13 protein-coding genes are annotated in these 22,336 nt (G+C 70.5%); 11 read left to right on the forward strand and 2 right to left on the reverse strand.

The genetic code is table 11. The features are described 5' to 3' along the window. From G6O54_RS20120 to G6O54_RS20145, 6 genes are all read left to right on the forward strand, one after another. On the forward strand, nucleotides 1–423 hold a 423-nt coding region (locus G6O54_RS20120), incomplete at its 5' end, for a hypothetical protein (RefSeq protein ID WP_205678939.1). A gap of 80 nt (nucleotides 424–503) precedes the next feature. Then, entirely contained in the window at nucleotides 504–1,142 is a 639-nt protein-coding gene (locus tag G6O54_RS20125) for a PEP-CTERM sorting domain-containing protein (protein WP_165227459.1), read from the forward strand. Nucleotides 1,143–1,514: 372 nt separating this feature from the next. After that, nucleotides 1,515–2,822, forward strand: a complete 1,308-nt coding sequence (locus G6O54_RS20130) for a hypothetical protein (RefSeq protein ID WP_165227460.1) — start codon at nucleotides 1,515–1,517, stop codon at nucleotides 2,820–2,822. Between the two features lie 19 nt (nucleotides 2,823–2,841). Next, complete coding sequence (locus G6O54_RS20135) at nucleotides 2,842–3,540, forward strand: NF038129 family PEP-CTERM protein (protein ID WP_165227461.1); 699 nt, start codon at nucleotides 2,842–2,844, stop codon at nucleotides 3,538–3,540. A gap of 105 nt (nucleotides 3,541–3,645) precedes the next feature. Beyond that, nucleotides 3,646–4,677, forward strand: a complete 1,032-nt coding sequence (locus tag G6O54_RS20140) for a DUF1559 domain-containing protein (protein ID WP_165227462.1) — start codon at nucleotides 3,646–3,648, stop codon at nucleotides 4,675–4,677. A gap of 28 nt (nucleotides 4,678–4,705) precedes the next feature. Next, nucleotides 4,706–8,659 (forward strand): serine/threonine-protein kinase, encoded by a 3,954-nt coding sequence (locus tag G6O54_RS20145; RefSeq protein WP_165227463.1) that lies wholly within the window; start codon nucleotides 4,706–4,708, stop codon nucleotides 8,657–8,659. Between the two features lie 135 nt (nucleotides 8,660–8,794). On the opposite strand, the gene G6O54_RS20150 is transcribed toward G6O54_RS20145, so the two are convergent. Further along, nucleotides 8,795–11,896 (reverse strand): serine/threonine-protein kinase, encoded by a 3,102-nt coding sequence (locus G6O54_RS20150; protein ID WP_165227464.1) that lies wholly within the window; start codon nucleotides 11,894–11,896, stop codon nucleotides 8,795–8,797. A 361-nt stretch (nucleotides 11,897–12,257) separates the two neighbouring features. Continuing rightward, a complete protein-coding gene (locus tag G6O54_RS20155) occupies nucleotides 12,258–15,929 on the reverse strand; it encodes a serine/threonine-protein kinase (protein WP_165227465.1) in 3,672 nt (1,223 codons plus the stop codon). 466 nt (nucleotides 15,930–16,395) lie between these two features. On the opposite strand from G6O54_RS20155, the gene G6O54_RS20160 reads away from it, so the two are divergent. Genes G6O54_RS20160 through G6O54_RS20180 form a run of 5 tightly spaced genes read left to right on the forward strand, consistent with a single transcriptional unit; the run spans nucleotide 16,396 to nucleotide 22,224 of the window. Then, nucleotides 16,396–17,103, forward strand: coding sequence for a TetR/AcrR family transcriptional regulator (locus G6O54_RS20160; protein ID WP_165227466.1), 708 nt, complete (start codon nucleotides 16,396–16,398; stop codon nucleotides 17,101–17,103). Then, nucleotides 17,100–18,218 (forward strand): secretion protein HlyD, encoded by a 1,119-nt coding sequence (gene hlyD, locus G6O54_RS20165; protein ID WP_165227467.1) that lies wholly within the window; start codon nucleotides 17,100–17,102, stop codon nucleotides 18,216–18,218. The genes G6O54_RS20160 and hlyD overlap by 4 nt, the downstream gene beginning before the upstream one ends. Further along, complete coding sequence (locus tag G6O54_RS20170) at nucleotides 18,215–19,957, forward strand: ATP-binding cassette domain-containing protein (protein ID WP_165227468.1); 1,743 nt, start codon at nucleotides 18,215–18,217, stop codon at nucleotides 19,955–19,957. Before hlyD ends, G6O54_RS20170 begins: the two co-directional genes overlap by 4 nt. Further along, nucleotides 19,954–21,108: an ABC transporter permease gene (locus G6O54_RS20175; protein ID WP_165227469.1), complete on the forward strand. Its 1,155-nt coding sequence runs from the start codon at nucleotides 19,954–19,956 to the stop codon at nucleotides 21,106–21,108. The genes G6O54_RS20170 and G6O54_RS20175 overlap by 4 nt, the downstream gene beginning before the upstream one ends. A 6-nt stretch (nucleotides 21,109–21,114) precedes the next feature. Continuing rightward, nucleotides 21,115–22,224, forward strand: a complete 1,110-nt coding sequence (locus tag G6O54_RS20180) for an ABC transporter permease (RefSeq protein ID WP_165227470.1) — start codon at nucleotides 21,115–21,117, stop codon at nucleotides 22,222–22,224. Nucleotides 22,225–22,336 lie beyond the last annotated feature (112 nt).

Genomic DNA, 22,336 nt, shown 5'->3' on the forward strand with positions numbered 1-22,336 from the left:
AGGTCTCATGACTCTTTAACCTCCACGAACACGGGTGTGGGAGGGCGGGTCTTCTACATCGGCACTGATGACCACGTGCACTGGGTGCGCAAGGACGGCGTTTGGAAGGACGATGATATCACGGCGTCCGGAGGGGCGGTTCCGCCCGACTCGGGCACAATCACCTGCGTTGACGATGGTGCGCATACCGCCGTCTACTACATCGACAAGAACTTCCATGTGCGAGAGCTGAGTCTTCAGGGAACCTGGATTGCCAGTGATGTCACATCCATGGCGGCAGGTGTCTCGGTCAAGAAGAAGGACGGCGCTCTGACCTGTTTCTATCAGCCCTCTGCTGGCATTCGCATCTACTTCGTTGGCTCGGACGGACAGGTGCAGGAATTCGCCTGGCAGGGCAGCAGATGGACGGCGACCACACTCTAGAGCGTCAAGAGGAAGCATCATCGGGGACGAGCAGCAACGGGGACGGAGCAACAACGGGGTCGAGCCTACGGAGTGAATTCATGACCTATGTGACACGTCTGATCGCCGCATCGACGCTGTTCGCCATCACCTTCGGCGGTTGGGCCCACGCCGGCTATGTCGTGAACATCGTGGAGTCCGGAGGCAACGTCGTGGCCACGGGAAGCGGGACCATCAACACCACGGACCTGTCAATCACAGTCAATGGCGGTAACAGTTGGGATCCCGTAATTGGACCTTCCGAGGGATTTGCACTTCTCGGTGCACCCCGGTCTCGCGGAGACGGTTATGTCGGAGACGGTAATTTCCAGGGAATAGACGGACCGTCGAGCTTCGGCAGCGGGTCCGTTCGAGTCGACGCCGATAGCGGTACCGGCGATGACATCGGCATCGCGGGCGGGCCTTCCCCCTCCCTCTACGTGGCGCTTGATCTGGACTTTGGCTCCGAGTTGCATTCGAGCGCCACCTGGGTCGGCCAAACGTTCGCCAGCCTCGGCCTGACGCCCGGGACCTACACCTGGACCTGGGGCACCGGCGCCAACGCGGATTTCTTCACGGTCAACATCGGCGCCGCATCGGTCCCCGAGCCGTCGTCGCTCCTGCTGGCCGTCGGCGGCCTGGGGACCGTCGGCCTCGCGGCTCGGGCCCGCCGCCATGCGACCGTGCCTCGGGCGGGGTAAGCAGCCTTGATGACTTCGCCCCTCCCGAGTGTTGTCGTCGTCCCCCCCCTCCGGCCCTCTGAAGGTAGGGAGCCTTAGATGCGACTTCTCGGCCACGGCTCCGCACGCGGTCCGCACTCCGAGCCACGACGAAATCGTCGCGGTTCACGGTCGCATCTCCGATCCGCCCCTCGGGTCGAGGATCTCGAATCCCGCTGCTTGATGGCCTACCTTGTCGCCCTCAATACCCAGGTGCTCAGCCCAGGCAATGTGATTTATCCCGGCGATGTGACCAATCCGTGGGGGATCGACGTGGGTTCGGGAGAAACCATCTACCCTCGAGACCCGGGCCTTATCACCGACACCGAAGGGACGACCGGCGGGCCTCTCGAGATGCAAGTTCAACCCGGCCCGGACGATCCTGACTTCGCCCTCTGCAAGGTGACCCTGACGACCCGATTCTCCGCCGATGCCTACGGCGGGGGCGGGAATACGGACGTATTCATCTCGGCGTCGTACACGCTCGGCGGCACGAACGTACCCATCGTCTCTTACAGCAACAGCGGGAGAGTGTTCCACGTCAGCGGGGCCGGCGATCCCATCGTGACGGACCTGTACCTCCCCATGGATTCGACGTTCTCCCTCTCGATCACGGCGTCCTCCTCGTCGATGGTTGACACGAGTCGCAAGCCGCTGGAATCGCAAATCGGCGACGCCGGCATCCTCATCGAGTCGGCCGTTCAGGTGATCACGATCGAACCCACGGCGATGTCTTTCACCTCGGACGGCGGGGTTGACTACGGGTACGAGATCAACGGCGGGGATCTGCCCCAGGCCACGACCATCGCCCTTTACTGGGCAAGCGGGACGACGCCCGACACCGAGATCGGCGGTCCGATTGCCAGGAAGACCACCGAGACGGCGGCGGGGAGATACCCGCTTCATGCCTTTTCCGATGCGCTGAGCGGTCGTCCGTTGGACGCGACGTACCTGCTGACGGTGGTTGATCCGGCGAATAGCCTGCTCCCCGCCGATCCCAGCAAGGTGGAGTCTCTGGCGCTTTACCCGCCGGCGCTCCCGTCCAGCCTCTCCTCCGTCTCCGGCCGCGGGGCATTCGGCGGCACGGCGACCCTGACCGCGACGCTCAGCTCGGGAGCCTCGCCGCTGAACTCCGAGGAGGTGTCCTTCGCCCTCGTCATCAACGGGGTCGCGACACCACTCGGCAAGGCGACGACCGATGCTCAGGGAGTTGCGACCCTTCCCGACGTGAGCATCGCCGGCGCGAGCCTGGGCACCGACGCTGGCGCCATCCAGGCCACGTTCCTGGGCGACGGGACCTTCGCCGGGACGACCGCCAGCGGCACATTGACCGTCGGCCCCAGAGACGTCTCCCGCCAGGTGAATCTCGCCAGTTCCGGTCTCGTCTACAATCGCGCGACCCACCTCTTCGGCGGGACGATGACGCTCACCAACGCGGGCACCACGGCCCTCACGTCCTTGTTCGAGGTCGTGCTGACGGGCCTGCCTGCCGGCGTGACGGTGGCCAATGCGAGCGGCTACACGGCGGATGGCGAACCCTATCTTCTCGTCGGCCTTCCCGGCGGCACACTGGCCCCGGGGCAATCCGTCACCTTTGCGGTGCAATTCAGCAACCCGGGCAAGAAGCTCCTCCATTACGGGGCGACGATCCTCAATGTGTAAACAACCCGCGCGCCGAAACGTGTGCGATCTCGCGGCCGTTCTGCTACTTCTCCTTGGCGCTTGCCATCCCGGGACCGTCCGCGCGGGATCCATCAGCTACCTCGTCGAGGTCAACACAACGGCCATCACCGGTCAGGACGGCAACCTCGATTTCCAGTTCAATCCTGGAGGCTCGGGCTCCGGGGCCGCGACCGCGACGGTCACCGACTTCCTGACCGCGGGCGGAGTCGTCGCCCAGCCCCCGACGCGCACGGGGGACGCATCCGGATCGTTGCCCGGCTCACTCACGCTGAATAACAGCACGGCCTACAACGACGTCTTCCAGGGATTCACCTTTGGGACGGGGTTTTCCTTCACCCTGACCCTGACCGGCCCGGCCCTGGACAGCCCGGGCGGCTCCGCCGGATCGTCGTTCGCCTTGTCCCTCTACGATGCCTCCGGCGTGACCCCGCTGCTCACGACCGATCCCAATGGGAGCGTGCTCACCGTGGATCTCGATGCCGAGGGGACAGTCTCGACCCTGACGTTTCCGCAGGCTTCGACCGATCCCACTCCGATCGTCCGCCTCGCCTCCGTCCCGGAACCAGCAGGCCTGTTACTCCTGGGAACCGGGTTCGTCGCCTTGCTGGCAAGCATCCCGATCAGGGCCGGGCAGGGACATCGACTCATCGACGCTGGGGATGACGTGTCCGTCCTCGACGACGACGGGGTGGAATGACGCGAAAAGGCTCCGAGACTCACTTGGCCCATCGACCGCCTGGGCATCGGTGAAGCCATTCCTGGGTCTCGATCAAATGGGCAGGACGAGGAGAGGACGGGGCTCATGTTGCGAAGAACCCGCGGCTTCACGCTGATCGAGCTCCTGGTCGTCATCGCGATCATCGCGGTGCTGATCGCCCTGCTGCTGCCGGCCGTCCAGTCGGCGCGAGAGGCGGCCCGGCGGGCCCAGTGCGTCAACAACCTCAAGCAGTTGGGCCTGGCGATCCACAACTACGAGTCGGCCAACTCCATGCTCCCGCTGGGGCGCGTCTGGGCTCCCTTGCCGGGCATCCCGTTCCCGACCTTCTTCATGGGCGAGCAGAACACCACCTGGTTCACGCAGATGCTCGGCTTCTTCGACCAGCAGGGGTTGTACAACGCCTACAACTTCGCCACCGGCATCAACGGCCCCCTCGGCTCCGACGGCATGCCGGTCGGCTTCGCAATCAACTCGACGGTCTACCAGACCAAGCTCTCCGCCTTCCAATGCCCGAGCGACAACGACCGTCCCCTCAACCTCATCTGGCCGACCAACGGCTACGTGATCCTCGGAAGCCGCGGCAATTACGTGACGAGCTGGGGCAATACCCAGTGGGGCCAGCAGAACTCCGCAGGCGGCACGGCGACGCTCAACACGCCGGCGGTCTACATGACTTCGGCCTTCGGGCACTCCCCGGTCCGGCTGGCGTCGGTCGCCGACGGGACGAGCAACACGGTCTTCACCGCCGAGACGCTCCAGGGCCGGGACAACGACGTGCGGGGGGCGGTCTGGACGCTGGGCGCCGTGTTCATGAGCCGGTTCACGCCCAACAGCTCGAAGGACTTCTACGGCGTGGCGGACCCGACCGCCGGCGGCGGCGACCGGCTTGGCGCGGGCTTCTGCGTGAACGATCCGGGCGACAAGCTCCCCTGCACGATGGTCCCGTTCCCGTTCCTCGATTTCTACTCCGGGTCCCGCAGCCGGCACCCGGGGGGCGTCAATGCCGGCTTCGGCGACGGCTCGGTGCGGTTCGTCAAGGACTCGATCTCGCCCGTCACCTGGATCGGCCTGAACACCATCCGCGGGGGCGAGGTCCTCTCGGCCGATTCGTACTGACGCCGACGCCTCCACCGGGACCTCACCGATGCCGACCCTGCGTGCCGACCCGACGACCGATCACGTCACGGACGCGCCGTCCGGCCTCGGCACGAGCGTCTCGGCGGAAGCGCCCGCATCCGCGACGACCACCGACGCGGAGCACGACCCACGCCCGGCCGACCCGGCCCCCGACCTCCGCCATGAGCGATTCCGAATCAGCGAGAGGCTCGGCGAAGGGGGCATGGGCGTCGTCTATCGCGCGCGAGACGGTCGCGATGGTCGAGAGGTCGCGCTCAAGGTCTTGAAGGGCGCCCTGGCCGGCACCGCCCGCCGTCGCTTCGAGCGCGAGTTCCGGTCGCTCTCGGCGCTGCGGCATCCCCATTGCCTGGGGGTCTACGACTACGGCGAGCTCGCCGGCGGGCCGTTCTTCACCATGGAGCTCTTCCTGGGCCAGCCGATCACCAGCCTGGCGTCGCGGCCCCTCGTCGAGCGGCTCGAGCCGCTCCTCCAATTGACCCACGCCCTCGACTACATCCACGGACACGGCATCGTCCATCGCGACGTCAAGCCCTCCAACATCCTCGTCCGCCCCGCGACTCGCGAGGACGGCTCGCGGGGATTCGAGACCCGCCTGATGGACTTCGGCCTGGCGAAGTACCACGGCGTCAAGTCCTCGCTCTCCGCCGAGGCCGGCTTCGTCGGCACCGTGGCCTACTGCGCACCGGAGCAGATCAACCTCGACGAGCTCGACCATCGTGCCGACCTCTATTGCCTGGGACTGGTGGCCTATGAGCTGCTGGGCGGGCGCTATCCCTTCCCCGAGGCCCGGCTCGCCGGCATGCGGCCCCTGATCCAGGCGCAGCTCAACGAGAAGCCGAGGCCCCTGACGGAGGTCGAGCCCGATGTCCCCCGGCCGATCGCCGACGCGGTGAGGGCGTATCTCCGCAAGCAGCCGAGACGCCGGCCCGATTCGGCCGCGTCGCTCCGCGCGGCGATCGCGGGGGTGCTCGGCATCGACGAGCGGGCCTCCGTCTCGGGCCTCTCGATCCCGTCCCCTCGGCCCGGGCTCTCGGTGACCGGCTTCGTCTGCCGCGCGGATGAGACCGGGGTCCTGGACGAAGTCTTCCGGCGCTGCCTGCGTCCGGTCCCCTCGGGAGACGACGTCCCCGTCTCGCTGGTCGTCGTCAGCGGCGAGCCGGGGATCGGCAAGAGCAGCGTGGTGCAGGAGGCCCAGCGCATCGCCCGAAGCCACGGCTGCCAGGTCTACCAGGGACGGTGCTTCGACGGCAACCTCTCGCCCTTCCAGCCCTTCGTGGAGATCCTCCGTCAGCTCATCGCCGAACTGAGGCTGCAGGAGCGACGCGGGGCCGCGGCGGCCGCACAGGACCTGACGGGCACGCACGTGGCCGGGCTGCCCGTCGAGTCGCTGGTGCGACTGCTGAATGTCGTCGACGACTTCCGCGGAGAGCTGCTCCGGATCGCCCCCGAACTTCGGAAGTATCTCCCGGGCGAGGCCTACCGGCAGGTCGACTACGGCCGAGAAGCCGACTACATCTACCGCGCCCTGGCGGCCTTCTTCCTCGAGATCGCGACGATCCAGCCGGTCTGCCTGAGCTTCGACGACCTGCAATGGGCCGACCGGAGCTCGCTCGACCTGCTCCGCCACCTCGCGGCCGCGCTGGCCGCCTCTCGCCGCCCCGAGGGTCCCTCGACCGGCACGCCCAGGCTGGTGATCGTCGCCTCGGCACGGACCGGCCACGCGACCCTCGAGGCGGCGCTCGTTCCGCTCCGCGAGCAGCGGCATCTGCTCGAGCTGCGGCTGCCGCCCCTGACCCAGGGAGAGACGCGCGAGCTGATCGCGCTCCGCCTGAACGGCCGGCCCGAAGAGCTGGCGGACGACCTGGTCGGACGCGTCCATGCCCTTTGCGGCGGGAATCCCTTCTTCGTCGCCGAGACGGTTCGCGAATGGTACGAGCGGCAGGCGATCACCCGCGCGGATGGGGGATGGGTGCTGGCGACCGAGGCGGCCGATTCGACGGACCTGCCCGAGACGGTGCGCGAGGCGATGCGGCTGCGGCTCCAGGGGCTCCCGGGCAAGGTCCAGGACGTGCTCAACGCCGCCGCCGTGATCGGTGCCGTGGTGGACATCGACCTGCTCCGCGAGGTCCTCCCCGACCTGACCGAGTCGGACGTTCTGGATGCGATCGACGTCCTGCTGCCCCGCCGGGTCTTCCGCGAGACGGAGAATGCCGGCCGCGTCCAGTTCGTGCACGACCTGCTCCGCGAGCTGCCCTACGGCGACCTCTCGGCCACGCGTCGCCGCAGCCTGCACCGCCGCGTCGGCGAGCGGCTCGCGCTCCGCCGCGAGCGGGGGCAGGCCGTCGCCCCCGCCGTGCTGGCCGACCACTTCAAGAATGCCGACGACCGGCCCAGGGCCTTCGCCTATGCGATGGAGGCGGCCGAGGCGGCGATCGACGCCTACGCCTTCAATAACGCGATCGGTCACCTGAACGAGGCGCAGCGGGCCTGCCCGGAGGATGCGGGCGAGGCGACGCGGTATCGCCTCTGGGAGCGGCGGGGCCTCGCCTGCGGCTCCTCGGGCCGGCTCGACGACGCGATCTCGGCCTATGCCGAGGCCCTGAAGCATGGCGAGCCCGGGATCGCTCACGCGAGGGCGCATTCCGGGATCGCCGAGGCCTACCAGCGCAAGTGCACGGCGGCCGAGGCGACCCGCCACCTCGACGAGGCCCTGCGGGAGCTGGGGCATCCGCGACCCGCGAGCGTCCTCGGGCATCTCGCCGAGGCGTGCCGCGCCGCGGTCTACGTCTACCTCGTCCCGGCCCGGCTCAGCCCCCGCCACGGCCGACCGGACCTGGCGAATGAGCTGGATCTCGCCTGCTCGGTCTACCATCGCCATTGCCAGATCCAGAGCAAGATCGACGTCTTCCTTTACACGTTCTGCTCCTACAAGGCCATCTCCCTGGCGAAGGTCCTTGGCTCTCCCGAGCGCCTGTTCGAGGCCCATGCGAAGCAGGGCCTGAACTGCGGCATGTTCTCGCTCGGCTGGGCCGCCATGCACTACCTCCGGGCCGCCCAGAAGGTCGCGGCGACGTGCCGGCAAACCCTCGTCCAGGCGACGGCCAGGGCCTACCTGGGCTGTGGGCACTACTTCCGCGGCCGGCTCGCCGAGGCCGAGGTCGAACTGCGCGACGCGGTCGGTCCTCTCGACAAGGTGGGGGATTGGTTCGGCATGTTCTGCCACCACATCCTGCGGCACATCCATTCGGTCCGCGGCGACTCCCCCAGGGAACTGGCCGAGGCGGAATACGAGATCGCGATCGGTGAGGACCGCGGAGATCGCGACACCCTCGCGTGGGGATGCTACGGGAAGGCCAATGTCCTGGCCCGGTCCGGCCGAGCCGAGGAGGCCGAGGCCCTCGCCATCCGCGCGGTCGAGCTGTTGCCCGCGGGGTCGACCAGCCTGGGAATCGCGCTCGGCGTGCTGGGATTCGCCCGCCTCCAGGCTTCCGACTACCCGGGGGCCCGCGACGCGCTCGAGCGGGCCAGGTCCGCCGCCGTCCGGGCCTTCTGCGTCTTCGAGTTCGTGGGCCCGACCTTCCCGCTCCTGGTCGAGAGCCTGCTCGGTCCCCGCTGGGCCGAGGCCGAGGCTGGGCCGAGCCCGGCCGCCGCGCGGAAGGCCTGGCGCGAGAGCCGGATCGCCCGGATCGTCGGCTGGCGGTATCCGAACTACGGGCCGCACGCCCTCCGTGTCAGCGGGCGGGCCGCGGCCGCCCTCGGCAGGTCGACCGCCGCGGCGCGATACTTCGAGCGGGCGATCGCCGCGGCCGAGTCCCTGGGGGCTCGCTACGAGCTGGCCCGCTCCTACCTCGACGCCTCCCTCGTCATCTCCGCGAAATCCGACGAGTATCGCCGCCGCGGCGAGCAGGGCCTCCACGACCTGGGCGCCGTCGTCCCGGAGGCCGAGGGCCGGCCTTCGTAGGTCGCACCCGACATGATCCCGAGGCCGCGCAGCGGTCGCCGGCCCGGCACCCCTCACTCGGCGTCGTGCGGCCGTTCACGAGGCGGCTCTGCTGGATGCGCGAGCCTCGGTGACGAGGCCCGAGGCTCCGTGACATCAGGGCGCCGTCCCGAAGGGCCATCGGGGGAACGACAGGTCCATGAGCAGGGCCTGGAAATCCGGCCGTTGTCGGATCGAGGCGAGGTCGGTGTCGTTGCGGAGGCTGTAGGCGTCGCGATCGCCCCGGGCGATGACGTCCCGGATGCCCTCCATCGCCCGGTCGGCCTCGGTCTGCGCCTCGCCGGCGGCGACCGGTCCCATCCGTCCGAGGACGCCCGCAAGCAGGGCGTGTCCGCACGCGAGGTTGTAGCGGGTGACGAGCTTGCGAGTGGACTCGGGGATCGAGCCCAGCACGTCGATTTCCTCGCGGAAGGCCGTCGCGGCCTCGGCCCCGTGCCCGAGGCTCTCCTCGACCCGCCCTTCCAGGACGAGCGCCTGCCCCAGGACGAAGCGGGAGTCCGTCCTCTCGGGATTGGAGGCCAGCAGCTTGCGGGCCTTCGTCACGGCCTGGCGGGCCGCTTCGCGTGCCTCCTGGAATTGACCGAGGACGACGTGGGTCTTGCCGAGCCGGCACCGAGCGCTAACCAACCCTTGCTCGTAGTCGTAGACGTCGGGGTTGTCTCGGGCCAGCTCGTCGGCGATCGCCACGGCCTCGCGGGCCGGCGCCAGGGCCTCGGCGGGTCGGCCGGACGTCTCGAGCGTACTGGCGAGATTGACCAGCGTGATCGAGAGTCCCTCCCGGAACTCCGAGACCGCGGGATGGGCCTGGGCCAGGCGGCGGTATCCCTCCGCGGCGGCTTCGATCTCCACGATCCCCTCGGCGGACTTGCCGGCGACGTGGCTGAGGAGCAGGCCGAATCTCCGCCGGCTCGTCGCCAGGTCCGCCTGGTAGCGCATCGACGTCGGATCGGCCTCGACGAGGCGTTGCTGGATCTCCAGCGTCCGCGGCTGCAAACTCCGCGCCTCTTCCAGCCGGCCGCTGGCGCTAAGGATGAACACCAACTCCTGGTGATTCACCGCCAGGTCGGCGAGGAGGGAGAGGTTCGAGGGATCGTCCCGCACCAGCGACGTACGCGTCTCCCTGGCCCGTTCGAGCCACGAGATCGCGTCCGCCGGCCGGCCGGACTCGTGAAACATCCGGCCGAGCGCGGCCTCCGCAGCGGCGAGGTCGGCGCGGTAGGCGGGCTCGGCCCGGGCCAGTTGGTCCAGCCACGCCTGGGCCGCCCGGAAGGTCTCGAGCGCCTCCGCGGACCGGCCGGCCTGATTCTGGACGCCGCCCAGCGCGACCATGCTGCGGCCCACCTCCGCCCGGGCCTCGGCGTCCGCGCCCGGCTCCGCCGCGAGCGCCTCGCGGAGGGCCAGCGCCTCGCGGTATCGGGCGACCGCCTCGTGGACCTTGCCGACCTTGCCCGTCAGCCCGGCCAGCTCGAACTGGGCCCTCGCCAGCGCCCGCCGCGAGGTCCGGTCGGATCGCTCTTTCAGGAGCGAGCCGAGCCTGCCGTAGAAGTCCGCCGCCGACCGGAGCAGCCGATCGCGCAAGTCCTTGAACCGGCTCTCCCTGAGCAGGAAATCCTCGCTGACGCCGGTGTGGAAGGTCCGGATGGCCTCCATGGCCAGGTCGAACCGCTCCTGCACCCGCGTCTTCTCCGCGGCCAGGTCGGCGTTGACCGCCCCGAGGCGAGCATTGAGCGAGCGGAGCTCGACGTTGGCCCTGGCCTGGACCGCGGCCACCGCCCCCAGCCCGAGGAGGGCCGCCAGCCCGGCGACGGCGCCGGCCCAGACGATCGTCCGGTTGCGACGCGCCCAGCGGCGAGCCCGCGACCGGATCGGCTCGGGATACGCGGAGACCGGCTCGTCGGCCATCCAGAGCTCCAGGTCTTCCGCCAGGGCCCTCGGCGTCGCGTAGCGATCCTCCGGCCGGGTGGCCATGGCCTTCAGGCAGATCGCCTCCAGGGGCCTGCTGAGCGAGGGATCGTGCCGGCTGGGCCGATCGAAGGTCCCTGCCATCACGGCCCGGAGGATCGCCGCCACGTCCTCGCCCTGGAAGGGGGGCACGCCGGTCAGGAGGCAGTAGAGCGTGGCGCCCAGGCTGTAGACGTCGGACCTGGGCCCCAGGACGTCGAGCGCCCCGGCGGCCTGCTCCGGGCTCATGTAGGCCGGCGTCCCGAGGGCCGATCCGGGGAGCGTCGATGAGGACCCGCCGGCGAGCGTGGCGGTGAGCACCGGCTCGACCGCGGTCGGGGCCTCGCGGCCGATCACCTTGGCCAGCCCCCAGTCCACCACCAGGGTCTCGCCATGCTTCCCCAGGACGATGTTCGACGGCTTGAGGTCGCGGTGGATGATCCCCCGCGAGTGGGCGTAGTCGATCGCGTTGCAGACGTCCAGGAAGCGGCGGAGCAGCCTCCGCAGCTCGAGCGACCGACGGCCGGCGTCGCCCCGGATCGCGTCGTCCCGGTGGAACCGATCGATCGCCTCCTTGAGCGAGTCGCCGCGGATGAACCGCATGGCGTAGTACGGGCGGCCGTCGGCATACGAGCCCAGGCTGTAGACCGGGACGATGCCGGGATGTTCCAACCCGCCGGTGATCCTGGCCTCGGCCACGAATCGCTGGCGGCTGGTGGGGTCGTCGGCGATCTGATCCTGGATCTGCTTGAGGGCGACTTCCCGGTGCAGCTCGGCATCCAGGGCCACGAAGACGGCCCCGAGGCCACCCCGGGCGTGAGGCCGGAGCACCCGGAAACGCTGGCCGTCGCTCGCGAGGCCGGAGGGGACATGGGCCGCCGTGCGGTCGTCGTCCTCGCCCGGGTCGACCTCGGTGGCCGAAAGGCCGGGCCCCCTTTCCTTGCCGGGGAGCGGGTATGTGGTATCCGGGCGCGGATCCCTCAGGGCGGCCAGCCGGGCCCGTGTCGCCCGGCTGGCGGGGACGGCGGACAGGCTCTTCTCCACGTCGCCGCCGTGCCTTTTCAGGTGGCGCGTCACCAGGGCCTCGATCGCCGACCGGTCCTGCGCATCCAGGTCGCCGCGGGCCTCGAGATGCTCGGCCAGCGGCCGGGTCCTGTCCCGGGTCCACGCCTGGAACGCGGCGACGAGCTGCCCCTGCTCGATCAGCCCATTCTGCAGCGCCAGGAGCCCGAAGAGCAGATCACGCGTGGCGGCCATGGACTCGTCTCCGGGGATCCAGCAAGGCTCTCGTGCCACGCCATCGGGTCGAGGGGCCGGGGATCGGCCCCGAGGTCGATTGCATTCTCGCCGGATTACACGCCAAGGAAAGCCCCCAATCCCCGGCAGCACGGGATGGGACGGCGCCTGCACGCACTCCGAGGATCAATTCCCATGCCGGCCGACTCCGAAACAAGGGGGAGCTGTTCAAGGTCGTCATCCGCGGGTCGCTGGTCCCGAATCCGGCCGTCCATTCGCGCCCTCTGCGAGCTCTTCTTCCGAGGCCGATCGCCTCTGCGCATCGGCTTCCCGGGAGCCCGCCTCGGAGGGGTGTGTTGTTTGCGATGGCGCGATCGCCGAATCAGGGGGTGGGGGTGCGGGCGAACGGATCGGCCGGGAATGAGAGGTCGAGCAGGAGGGTGCGGAATTCGTCGCGGTCGCGGAGGGGTTTCAGGGCCGGCTCGTGGCGGTAGAGGGGCGTATTGCGGAATCCCATCGCGGCCGCCCGGCGGAGGGCATGAAGTGCCTGGCCGTCCAGGACGTTCGACTCCGAGGTCGATGCGTTCGGGTTGGTGAGACGGGCGGTGGCCAGCGTGGCGAGGGCGCATGCGGTCCCGAACCAGTCGTTGCCGCTACGGGCGGGCAGGGCCTCGAACAGATCGAGGGCGCGGCGGGAGGCGGCAACGGCTCCGGCCGTGTCGCCGGCGTCGAGTGCGAGCTGGGCGCGGCGGCGGAGGACCGCGGCGAGTTGGGCGCGAACGGGGGTCGCCCGCGGTTGGGCCCGGACCAGGGCCTCGGCCAGCGAGATGGCCCGGTCGATGAGGCTGATGGCCTCGGAGCGGCTGCCCTGGTCGCGGAGGGCGTCGGAGGAGGCGATCAGGGCGAACACGAGATTGGTCCTGTGGTCGGGGACATCGGGGCTGTCCCGGACGAGGGTTTCGAAGGTCGGTCGCGCCCGCTCCAGCTCGGCGAGGGCCTCCGAGGGCCTGCCCGCGGTGGTGAGGAGCCTGGCCATCGCGCAATGGGCCAGGGCCAGGTCGCGGCGGATATCGGGGGCGGCCTGCTGCCGCTCGGGCAGGGCCTGGAGGATCTCGATCGAGGCACGATGTTCGGCCATGGCCCCGGCCGTGTCGCCGGCCAGCTCCAGCAGGTTCCCGGAGACGGTGTGGGCGACGGAGAGTTCCCGCCGGTACAGGACGACGTTGGGGTGCTGCTTCGCCAGCATCTCCAGCAGCGCCAGGGCGCGTCGCTGTTCGGCCATCGCCTCGCCTCGGGTGCCGGCCCTCTCCAGCAGCCTGCCGTATCGGGCGTGGATCGAGGCAAGGGTCTGGCGATAGTCAGGGACCTCGGGGTGTTGCGCGGCCAGGGCCAGGAGGATCTCCCGGCTGCGTCGAAGTTCGGCCTTCGCCCCGGCCGTGTCGCCGGTCCGTTCCAGGAGGCCGGCGACGAACGTATGGCTGACGGCCAGGTCGCGACTGTACTGGGGGACTTCCGGGTGCTCCTCGGCCAGGGTACGGATCAGCTCCTGGAGCCGACGATCCGCGGCGAGGGCCCCGGCCGTGTCACCGGACTTCTCCAGCAGGGTGCCGATCGCGCCATGGCTGACGGCCAGCTCGTAGCGAAGGGAGGTGACGCCGGAATACCTCTCGGCGAGGGCCCTGGAGATCTCGAGGGCCTGTCGCGACTCGGCCAGCGCCCCCGTCAGGTCACCGGCCCGCTCGAGCAGGCGGCCGACCCAGGCCCGACCGACGGCCAGCTCGCGACGATAGGAGGCGACGTCCGGGTATTCCTCGGCAAGGGGCTGAAGGAGCTTGATGGCCGCGCGGTGTTCGGCGAGCGACGCGGCCAGGTCGCCGGACCTTTCGAGGATCTCGCCGACGAGGGTGTGGGCGGCGGCGAGATCCCGCCGGTCGGCGGGCGGTGCACCCTCCTCGCGGGCGAGGGCTTCGCGCACGGTTCGGCCGCGGCGATAGGCCTCGAGCGCTCGCGGGTTCGCGCCGGTCGCCGCCAGGACCAGGCCCTCCCGGATCAGGGACGTGCCCAGGACGCGGCGGGCTTCGCTCGTCGCGGCCGGGCCGGATGCGAGCGGCTCGGTCAGGGCGACCGCCTCCTGATGCGCCGCCAGGGCACCGGTGAGGTTGCCGAGTTGCCTCGCCACCGCTCCCCACTCGTTCATCGCCTCGGCGAGCGCGAGCGGCGTCGCCGGGCCCGAGCCCGGCTGGGCCGCCAGTTCGCGACGCAGCGCCACCGCCTTGCCGTAGGCGGCCAGGGACTCCGGCTTCTGGCCGACCTGTTCGATGAGCTTGCCGAGGGCCATGTAGGATTCGGCCAGCATGGCCTTCGACGCCGGGTCGGGCCGGCCTTCGAGGAGCTCGCCGAGCCGGTCGTAGAACTTGCGGGCGGAGCCGAGGAGCCGGTCGCGGAGGGGGCGAAGGCGATCCTCCTTGAGCGCCTCGGCGTCCTCGACGCCTTGCTTGAACGAGCGGATGGCGTCGCGGGCCAGTTCGAAGCGAGCCTGGACCTGGGCGTTGGCCTCGGCCAGGGCCGTGTTGGCGGCCTCCAGCTCGCCGTTCTTGGTCGCCAGGGCGGCCCGGCCCTGCGTCTGGACCGCGGCCACCGAGCCCAGGCCGATCAGCGCCACCAGACCGGCCGCCGCCATGGCCGTCACGGCCGTGCGATGCCGCGTCAGCCAGCGGGTCGCGGTGCGGGTCCAGGGCTCCGGGTAGGCCGCAACCGGCTCGTCGGCCAGCCATCGCTCGATGTCCTCGGCCAGCGCGCGGGCGGTGGCGTATCGGTCGTCTGGCTTCGTGGCCATCGCCCTCAGGCAGATCGCCTCCAGCGCCGCGTCGAGGGTCGGCTCGATCCGGCTCGGGGCGGGGAACCGCCCGGCCTGCACGTCGCGCAGCAGGGCGCCCAGGTCGTTCCCCCCGAACGGGGCGCGGCCGACCAGCAGGGTGTAGAGCGTGGCGCCCAGGCTGTAGACGTCGGAGGGCGGCCCCATCGCCTCCAGGTCGCCCCGGGCCTGTTCGGGGCACATGTAGGCCGGTGTGCCGATCGCCGAGCCGGGCAGGGTCTCCGCCGAGCCGCTGGCCGATGAGGGGACCAGGGGACGCTCCTCGGTCGGCTCGAGCGCCTCCCCCTTCCCCCTCGCCTTCGCGAGCCCCCAGTCGACGACCAGGGTCTCGCCGTGCTTGCCCACGATCACGTTGCCCGGCTTGATGTCGCGGTGCAGCACCCCGCGGCTGTGGGCATAATCGATCGCGTTGCAGACGTCCAGGAACCGCCCGAGCAGCTTGCGCCGCTCCAGCGAGCGTCGGCCGGGATCGGCCCTCATCGAGGCGTCCTGGTGGAAGCGTTCGATCGCCTCCTTGAGCGAGTCGCCCCGGATGAACCGCATCGCGTAGTAGGGCCGGCCGTCGGCGTGCGCCCCGAGCCCGTACACCGGCACGATCCCCGGATGTTCGAGCCCCCCCGTGATCTCCGCCTCGAGCAGGAATCGCTGGCGGCTGGTGGGGTCATCGGCGTGGTTGTCCAGGATCTGCTTGAGGGCGACCTCCCGATTCAGCTCGTCGTCGAGCGCCACGAAGACGGCCCCCAGGCCGCCCCGGGCATGGGGCCGGAGGACGCGGAAGCGCTGGCCGTCGGCCGTGCTCGAGCCGATGGAATACGCGGCCGTGGCGACGACGAACCCGTCCCCCCCGCCCGACCCGGAGTCGGCCGCGACCCGGGTCATGGTGGCGGTCAGCTCGGCGTCGTTCAGGGCCTCGATCCGCTCGCGCGTGGAGCGACCCACGGGCAGGGAGGCGAGGCTGTGCTCCGCGTCGTCGCCGAACTTCCTGAGGTGCAGGGCAACCATCGCCTCGACGCCGGCGCGGGCCGTGTCATCGAGATCGCCGCGCTCGATGACGTAATCGGCCAGGGGGCGGGACCGGTCCCGGCTCCAGGCCTGGAAGGCGGCGATGAGCTGGGCCTGGTCGATCAGGCCGTTCTGCGAGGAGAGCAGCGCGAACAGGATGTCGTGATGGGAGGCCATGCGAGAGGTGCTCCGACGGCGTGCAGCCGGCCGCGCCCGTGGCGGCCGGTCCTGGATCGGGCGTCGATTCGAGGACGGCTCGACGATACCATCGCATGTCCATCGGGCCAATCCCAGCCGCCGAGAGCGGGTTCACCTCGCGGCGGGCGTAACCACAGCCGTCGTTACGGCTTCCCTCCGCCGGAACCCCGCAATCGGATCCAACCCGGCGGCCGCCATGTCGGCGGGGGGGCGGCGCGGCCCAAGGCCCGATCGCCGGGCCGACGTGCCCGCGATGCCACGCCCATTCCGAGCTCCCTCGACGAGAATGTCCCCCCCGTGAACGTCGGCGGCGACGGCCTCTCGAAACCGCCCCGGATGACTCGCCCACGGGGGGCCGATCCATCTCCGCTTGACTCCTCCGTGGCGGATCGTAGAATCTTAATAACTAATCGGTCAGTTATTAGATGGCTCGAGGAGGCCGAGCATGTCCGAAGACGGCGGTTCGACGGAGGCCGCGGCGACGTCCGAGAGGAAGTGGGCCCGGAGGAAGCAGGCGCGGCCGGGGGAGCTGATCGCGGCGGCGCTCGCGTGCTTCTCGGAGCGGGGGTTCGCGGCGACGCGGCTGGAGGACGTGGCGGCGCGGGCGGGCGTGACGAAGGGGACGGTCTACCTGTACTTCCCCAACAAGGAGGAGCTGTTCAAGGCCGTGATCCGCGAATCGCTGCTCCCGAATCTGGAGGAGGCCCTCCGGGGCGCGGCGGTGGCGGGCGAAGATCCGGAGGCCCGGCTGAGGCGGCTGGTGGGATTCATGGTCGGCAAGGTGCTGGGCTCGCCGCTGGCGGTGATCCCCAAGCTGGTGATCGCCGAGGCGTCGAACTTCCCGGAGCTCGCGAAGTTCTACCTGGACGAGGTGATCTCGCGAGGCCGTCGGTATGTGGTGGATGCCATCCGCGAGGGGATCGGGCGCGGGCAGTTTCGCGAGGTCGATCCCGAGCACGCGTTCTTCAGCCTGGTGGCGCCGATCCTGCTGACGGCGATCTGGAGCAAGTCGTTCGGGCCGGTGGACGACCATCCGCTGGACGGCCCCGCGATGATCGGCGACCACCTCGAGCTCTTCTTCCGCGGCCTGGCTCCGGGGCCGGCAACCGCGGGATCGAGTCGTACTCGTGAGGCGAGAAGGAGCAAGCGATGAATGGGACGCTCGTCGTCGCGAGGTCGGCCACGCCTTCGTCCGTATCCGCGCCATCCGCGTCGCGGCACGGGCCGCCGCGGATCGCGATCGCGATCGCCGTCGCGATCATGGCCGGGGGCGTGGGCTGGTATCTCGGGCTCCTCCCTGCGGGCCGGATCGGCGAGCGGCTTTCCTGGAAATCGGGGGCGGATCGTTCGACGATCGTGATGCTGGGGAACGTGAATGTCCGCCAGGTGAACCTGGCGTTCAAGGTGGACGGGCGGATCCAAGCGCTCGCGGTGGATGAGGGAGATTCCGTCAAGGCGGGCGGCGTGATCGCCTCGCTGGACCGGCGCTACTTCGACGACGAGATCCGCGCGGCGAAGGCTCGCCGCGACGCCCTCGCCGCGACGCTGGCCCGGCTGGAGCACGGCTCGCGGCCGGAGGAGATCGCCCAGGCGCGGGCCATGGTGGCCCAGCGTGAGGCCGAGATGAAGCGGGCGCAGGTCGACTTCGCCAGGACCGCGACCCTGCTCGAGCGGAGCTCGGCCTCGCGGCAGGAATACGACCGGGACGAGGCCGCCGCGCGTGTCGCGGTCGCTCAGCTCGACTCCGCCCGCGAGGCGCTCCGCCTGGCGGTGATCGGCCCGCGCGTCGAGGACATCCAGAACGCGCGGGCCCAGCTCGCGGAGGCCGACGCCGAGCTCGTCCGCCTCGACCGCAAGCTCGAGGACTCTCGCCTGGTCGCCCCGGGGGACGGCGTGATCCTGACCCGGGCTCGCGAGGTGGGCGCGATCGTGCAGCCGGGCGAGGTGGTCTTCACGCTCACCCTGACGACGCCGGTCTGGGTCCGGTCCTACGTCGACGAGCCCGATCTCGGCGACGTCCGGCCCGGCGCCGAGGTGGAGGTCCTGACCGACTCCCGGCCGTCGTCTCCCTACCGCGGCCATGTCGGCTACATCTCGCCGACCGCGGAGTTCACGCCCAAGACGGTGGAGACGCCGGAGCTTCGGACGCAGCTCGTCTACCGCGTCCGGATCGTCGTCGACAATCCCGACGGCGGCCTCCGCCAGGGGATGCCGGTGACCGTGCGTCTTCCGAGGCCGAGGGCCGAATCCGGGGCGACTCCCCCATGAACACCAGCGGCGAACCACTCGTCGTCGCCGACGGCCTGACCAAGACGTTCGACGCGACGTCGCCGCCGGCCGTGGACGCGCTCTGCTTCCGCATCGAGCCCGGCCGGGTGACGGGACTCGTCGGGCCCGACGGCGCGGGCAAGACGACGCTGCTGCGACTCGTGGCCGGGCTGCTGCTGCCCACGTCGGGATCGCTCCGTACTTGCGGGATCGACACGGGTGAGGATCTCGATGCGATCCGCCGGGTCGTCAGCTACATGCCGCAGCGGTTCGGGCTCTACGAGGATCTGACCGTCGCGGAGAACCTCGCGTTCCACGCCGACCTGCGGGCCGTGGTCGGCGAGGAGCGACGACGGACCGCGGCCCGGTTGCTGGAGTTCACGGGGCTGGGGCCGTTCACCGATCGGCTGGCCGGACGGCTCTCGGGGGGCATGAAGCAGAAGCTCGGCCTGGCGTGTGCCCTCGTCCGCAAGCCGGACCTCCTGCTGCTCGACGAGCCGAGCGTGGGCGTGGACCCGATCTCGCGCCGGGAGCTCTGGAAGCTCGTCTACGACCTGGTCGACCAGGGGATCGCCGTCGTCTGGAGCACGGCCTACCTGGACGAGGCGGAACGTTGCGGGTCGGTCCTCACGCTGGATCGAGGGCGGATCCTCTTCGACGGGCCGCCACGCGACCTGACGGCCCGGGCGGAGGGCCGCAGCTACCTCGTCCGCGGGGCCGACCGCAAGCGCCGGGTGCTCGCCGCGGCCTCGCGGCTGCCCGCCGTGGTCGACGGCGTGATCCAGGGCCGGAGCGTCCGGCTCGTGCTGGCCGAGGGGGCCGCGCCGCCGGGCCTCGACGAGATCGACGCCCGCGGGCCGGACCCGCAGATCGTCCCCACCGCGGCCCGGTTCGAGGACGCGTTCGTGGACCTGCTCGGAGGCGGGCCGAAGGGGGGATCGCCGCTGGCGGGCGAGCTGCGGCCGGCCGACGCGGGCGAGGGCCCGATGGTCGAGGCCCGCGACCTGACCAAGCGATTCGGCGCGTTCACGGCCGCCGATCGCGTCAGCTTCCAGATCGGCCGGGGCGAGATCTTCGGGCTCCTCGGCCCCAACGGCGCCGGCAAGTCGACCACCTTCAAGATGCTCTGCGGGCTGCTGAAGCCGACAGAGGGCTCGGCACGCGTCGCCGGCGCGGATCTCTCGCGGACCGGCGGGGCGGCCCGCGCGCGGCTCGGCTACATGGCCCAGAAGTTCTCGCTCTACGGCGACCTCAGCACCCGCCAGAACCTCGACTTCTTCTCCGGGGTCTACGGGCTCGCCGGCGCCCGGAGGCGGGCGACCATCGGCCGCATGGTGGATGCCTTCGAGCTGCAGCCTTACATGGACCTGAGCGCCGGCGGCCTGCCGCTGGGCTTCAAGCAGCGGCTGGCCCTCGCCTGCGCCATCCTCCACGACCCGCCGGTCCTCTTCCTGGACGAGCCGACCAGCGGCGTCGACCCGCTCACCCGCCGGGAGTTCTGGTCGCACATCAACGCCATGGTCGAGCGGGGGGCCACCGTCCTGGTCACGACCCACTTCCTGGACGAGGCCGAGTACTGCGACCGCGTCGCCCTCGTCTATCGCGGGCGGGTGATCGCGGCCGGCTCGCCCGACGACCTGAAGGAGTCGGTGCGGACCGCGGAGAACCCCGAGCCGACGTTCGAGGACGCCTTCGTGGACCTGGTGACGGCGTTCGACGCCGATCGGGGGGTCGCATGACCGCCATCGGCGGGGCCGGCGCCAGCTTCCTGAGGGTCCGGGCGCTCGTCCGCAAGGAGTGCCTCCAGATCCTCCGCGATCCCAGCGCCTTCCTGATCGCGGGCGTGCTGCCGCTGCTCTTGTTGTTCATCTTCGGCACGGGGGTCTCGCTCGACCTCCGGAACGTCCGCCTGGCGGTCGTGGTGGAGCAGATGAGCCCGGAGACCTCCAGCCTGCTGGACGCCTACCGCAATTCGCCCTACTTCCGCGTCCGCGTCGCTCGGCACCGCGCCGAGGTCGATGCGGACCTCGTGGCCGGTCGGCTCGCGGGGATCGTCGTCCTCCGCGAGGACTTCTCCGAGCGGCTCGGGCGCGGCGACCAGGCGCCGATCCAGGTGATCGTCGACGGCAGCGATCCGAACACCGCGGCGCTCGTGCAGGGATATGTCCAGGGGGTCTGGCAGGGGTGGATCGCGCAGGAGGCGACGTCGCGGGCCGGCCTGGTGGACCGGCCCTCCGCCCGGCCCCTGGTCTCCGCCGAGCCGCGATACTGGTTCAACGCCAACCTGGACAGCCGGTCCTCGCTCCTGCCGGGGGGGATCGCCATCAACCTTACGCTCATCGGCACGCTCCTCACCGCGCTGGTCGTCGCCCGCGAATGGGAGCGCGGGACGATGGAGTCCCTGCTCGCCACGCCGGCGACGCGCGGAGAGATGCTCATCGGAAAGATCGTCCCCTACCTGGGGCTCGGCCTGGTCGCGATGGCGGTCTCCGCGGGCGCGGCGGTCTGGATCTTCGGCGTCCCGTTCCGGGGCTCGATCCTGGCCCTGGTCGCGACCTCGCTGGCGTACCTGGCGACCATGCTGACGCTCGGCCTGCTGATCTCCACCAGGACCAGGAACCAGTTCGTGGCCTGCCAGGCCGCCCTGATCGTGGGCTTCCTGCCGGCGTTCGAGCTCTCCGGCTTCGTCTTCGAGATCGACGCCATGCCCGCGCCGATCCGGGCCCTCACGCGGATCCTGCCGCCCCGCTACTTCGTCTCGGCCCTGCAGACGATCTTCCTGGCGGGGGACGTGCGGTCGATCCTCGTCGCCGACGGGCTGGTGCTGCTGGCGTTCGCGGCCGTCTTCCTGGCGCTGCTGGTCCGGGCGACCCCGACCCGACTGGAGTGACCCGCCATGCTCGGCCGGATCCGCTGCCTGATCATCAAGGAGTTCCTGGCCCTCTGGCGGGACGGGAAGAGCCGGATCATCCTGATCGTCCCGCCCCTGATCCAGATGCTGATCTTCACGTTCGCCGCCACCCAGGAGGTCAAGGACGTGCCGGTCGCCGTCTTCGACCAGGACCTCGGCACCTCCGGCCGCGACCTGCTTGCCCTCGTCGAGGGCTCGCCGTACTTCGCCAGGGTGATCCGGGTCCGATCCGACGCCGAGGCCGCACGGGTCCTCGACGCCCAGGAGGTCGCGATGGTCGTCCGCGTCGGCCAGGACTTCTCGCGCGAGCTGGCGGCGGGCCGCCCCGCGAAGGTCCAGCTCCTGCTCGACGGCCGCCGGTCGAACGCCTCCCGCGTCCTCTCCGGCTACGCCACGGAGATCGTCGGCCGCTACGAGGCCGGGCTCGCCGCGGCGCGACGCGGCCCGCCGCCGGCCACCGCGGTGGTGGCGCGGGCCTGGTTCAACCCCAACCTGGACGCCAAGTGGAGCACGGTCCCGGCCCTGGTGGCGATCCTGAGCACGCTCATGGGGCTGATGATCACGGGCATGTCCGTGGCCCGCGAGCGCGAGCTCGGCACCTTCGACCAGGTGCTCGTCTCGCCGCTCTCGCCGACCGAGATCCTGGTCGGCAAGAGCGTCCCCGCGTTGATCATCGGCCTGGGCGAGGGGACCGGCATGATCCTCGTCGGCGTCCTCGTCTTCGGCGTGCCGTTCCGGGGCTCGATCGCCCTCCTCTATCTGAGCATCGTCGTCTACTTGTGCGCCCTGATCGGGGTCGGCCTGCTCGTCTCGAGCATCGCGCGGACGCAGCAGCAGGCGATCCTCTACGCCTTCATGTTCATGGTCCCGGCGATGCTCCTGTCCGGCTTCGCGACGCCCGTCGAGAACATGCCCGACTGGCTCCAGGCGATCACCCTGGCCAACCCGGTGCGCCACTTCATGGCCATCCTCAAGGGCCTCTTCCTCAAGGACCTGCCGGCCGCCGAGGTGGCGCGGCGGCTGATCCCCCTCGCGATCATCGCGGCCTGCACGCTGACCTCCGCGAGCTGGCTCTTCCGCAGGAGGCTCGAATGACCGCCGGGCCTCGGTCCCCGGCCCCGACGGCCCATCCGGCTGGCCTGCGATCGCGGGTCCTCGCGGGGGCTCGAACCGCATTGATCGGGTTGACTTTGCGGATTATAATCGG

It is taken from the genome of Aquisphaera insulae (assembly GCF_011064615.1).
Taxonomy (GTDB): Bacteria; Planctomycetota; Planctomycetia; order Isosphaerales; family Isosphaeraceae; genus Aquisphaera; species Aquisphaera insulae.

Excerpts from the sequence above, each read along its gene's own strand:
- G6O54_RS20125 (WP_165227459.1), top strand. The coding sequence starts at position 504 with ATGACCTATGTGACACGTCTGATCGCCGCATCGACGCTGTTCGCCATC.
- G6O54_RS20130 (WP_165227460.1), top strand. The coding sequence starts at position 1,515 with ATGCAAGTTCAACCCGGCCCGGACGATCCTGACTTCGCCCTCTGCAAG.
- G6O54_RS20140 (WP_165227462.1), top strand. The coding sequence starts at position 3,646 with ATGTTGCGAAGAACCCGCGGCTTCACGCTGATCGAGCTCCTGGTCGTC.
- G6O54_RS20145 (WP_165227463.1), top strand. The coding sequence starts at position 4,706 with ATGCCGACCCTGCGTGCCGACCCGACGACCGATCACGTCACGGACGCG.
- G6O54_RS20150 (WP_165227464.1), bottom strand. The coding sequence starts at position 11,896 with ATGGCCGCCACGCGTGATCTGCTCTTCGGGCTCCTGGCGCTGCAGAAT.
- G6O54_RS20155 (WP_165227465.1), bottom strand. The coding sequence starts at position 15,929 with ATGGCCTCCCATCACGACATCCTGTTCGCGCTGCTCTCCTCGCAGAAC.
- G6O54_RS20160 (WP_165227466.1), top strand. The coding sequence starts at position 16,396 with ATGTCCGAAGACGGCGGTTCGACGGAGGCCGCGGCGACGTCCGAGAGG.
- hlyD (WP_165227467.1), top strand. The coding sequence starts at position 17,100 with ATGAATGGGACGCTCGTCGTCGCGAGGTCGGCCACGCCTTCGTCCGTA.
- G6O54_RS20170 (WP_165227468.1), top strand. The coding sequence starts at position 18,215 with ATGAACACCAGCGGCGAACCACTCGTCGTCGCCGACGGCCTGACCAAG.
- G6O54_RS20175 (WP_165227469.1), top strand. The coding sequence starts at position 19,954 with ATGACCGCCATCGGCGGGGCCGGCGCCAGCTTCCTGAGGGTCCGGGCG.
- G6O54_RS20180 (WP_165227470.1), top strand. The coding sequence starts at position 21,115 with ATGCTCGGCCGGATCCGCTGCCTGATCATCAAGGAGTTCCTGGCCCTC.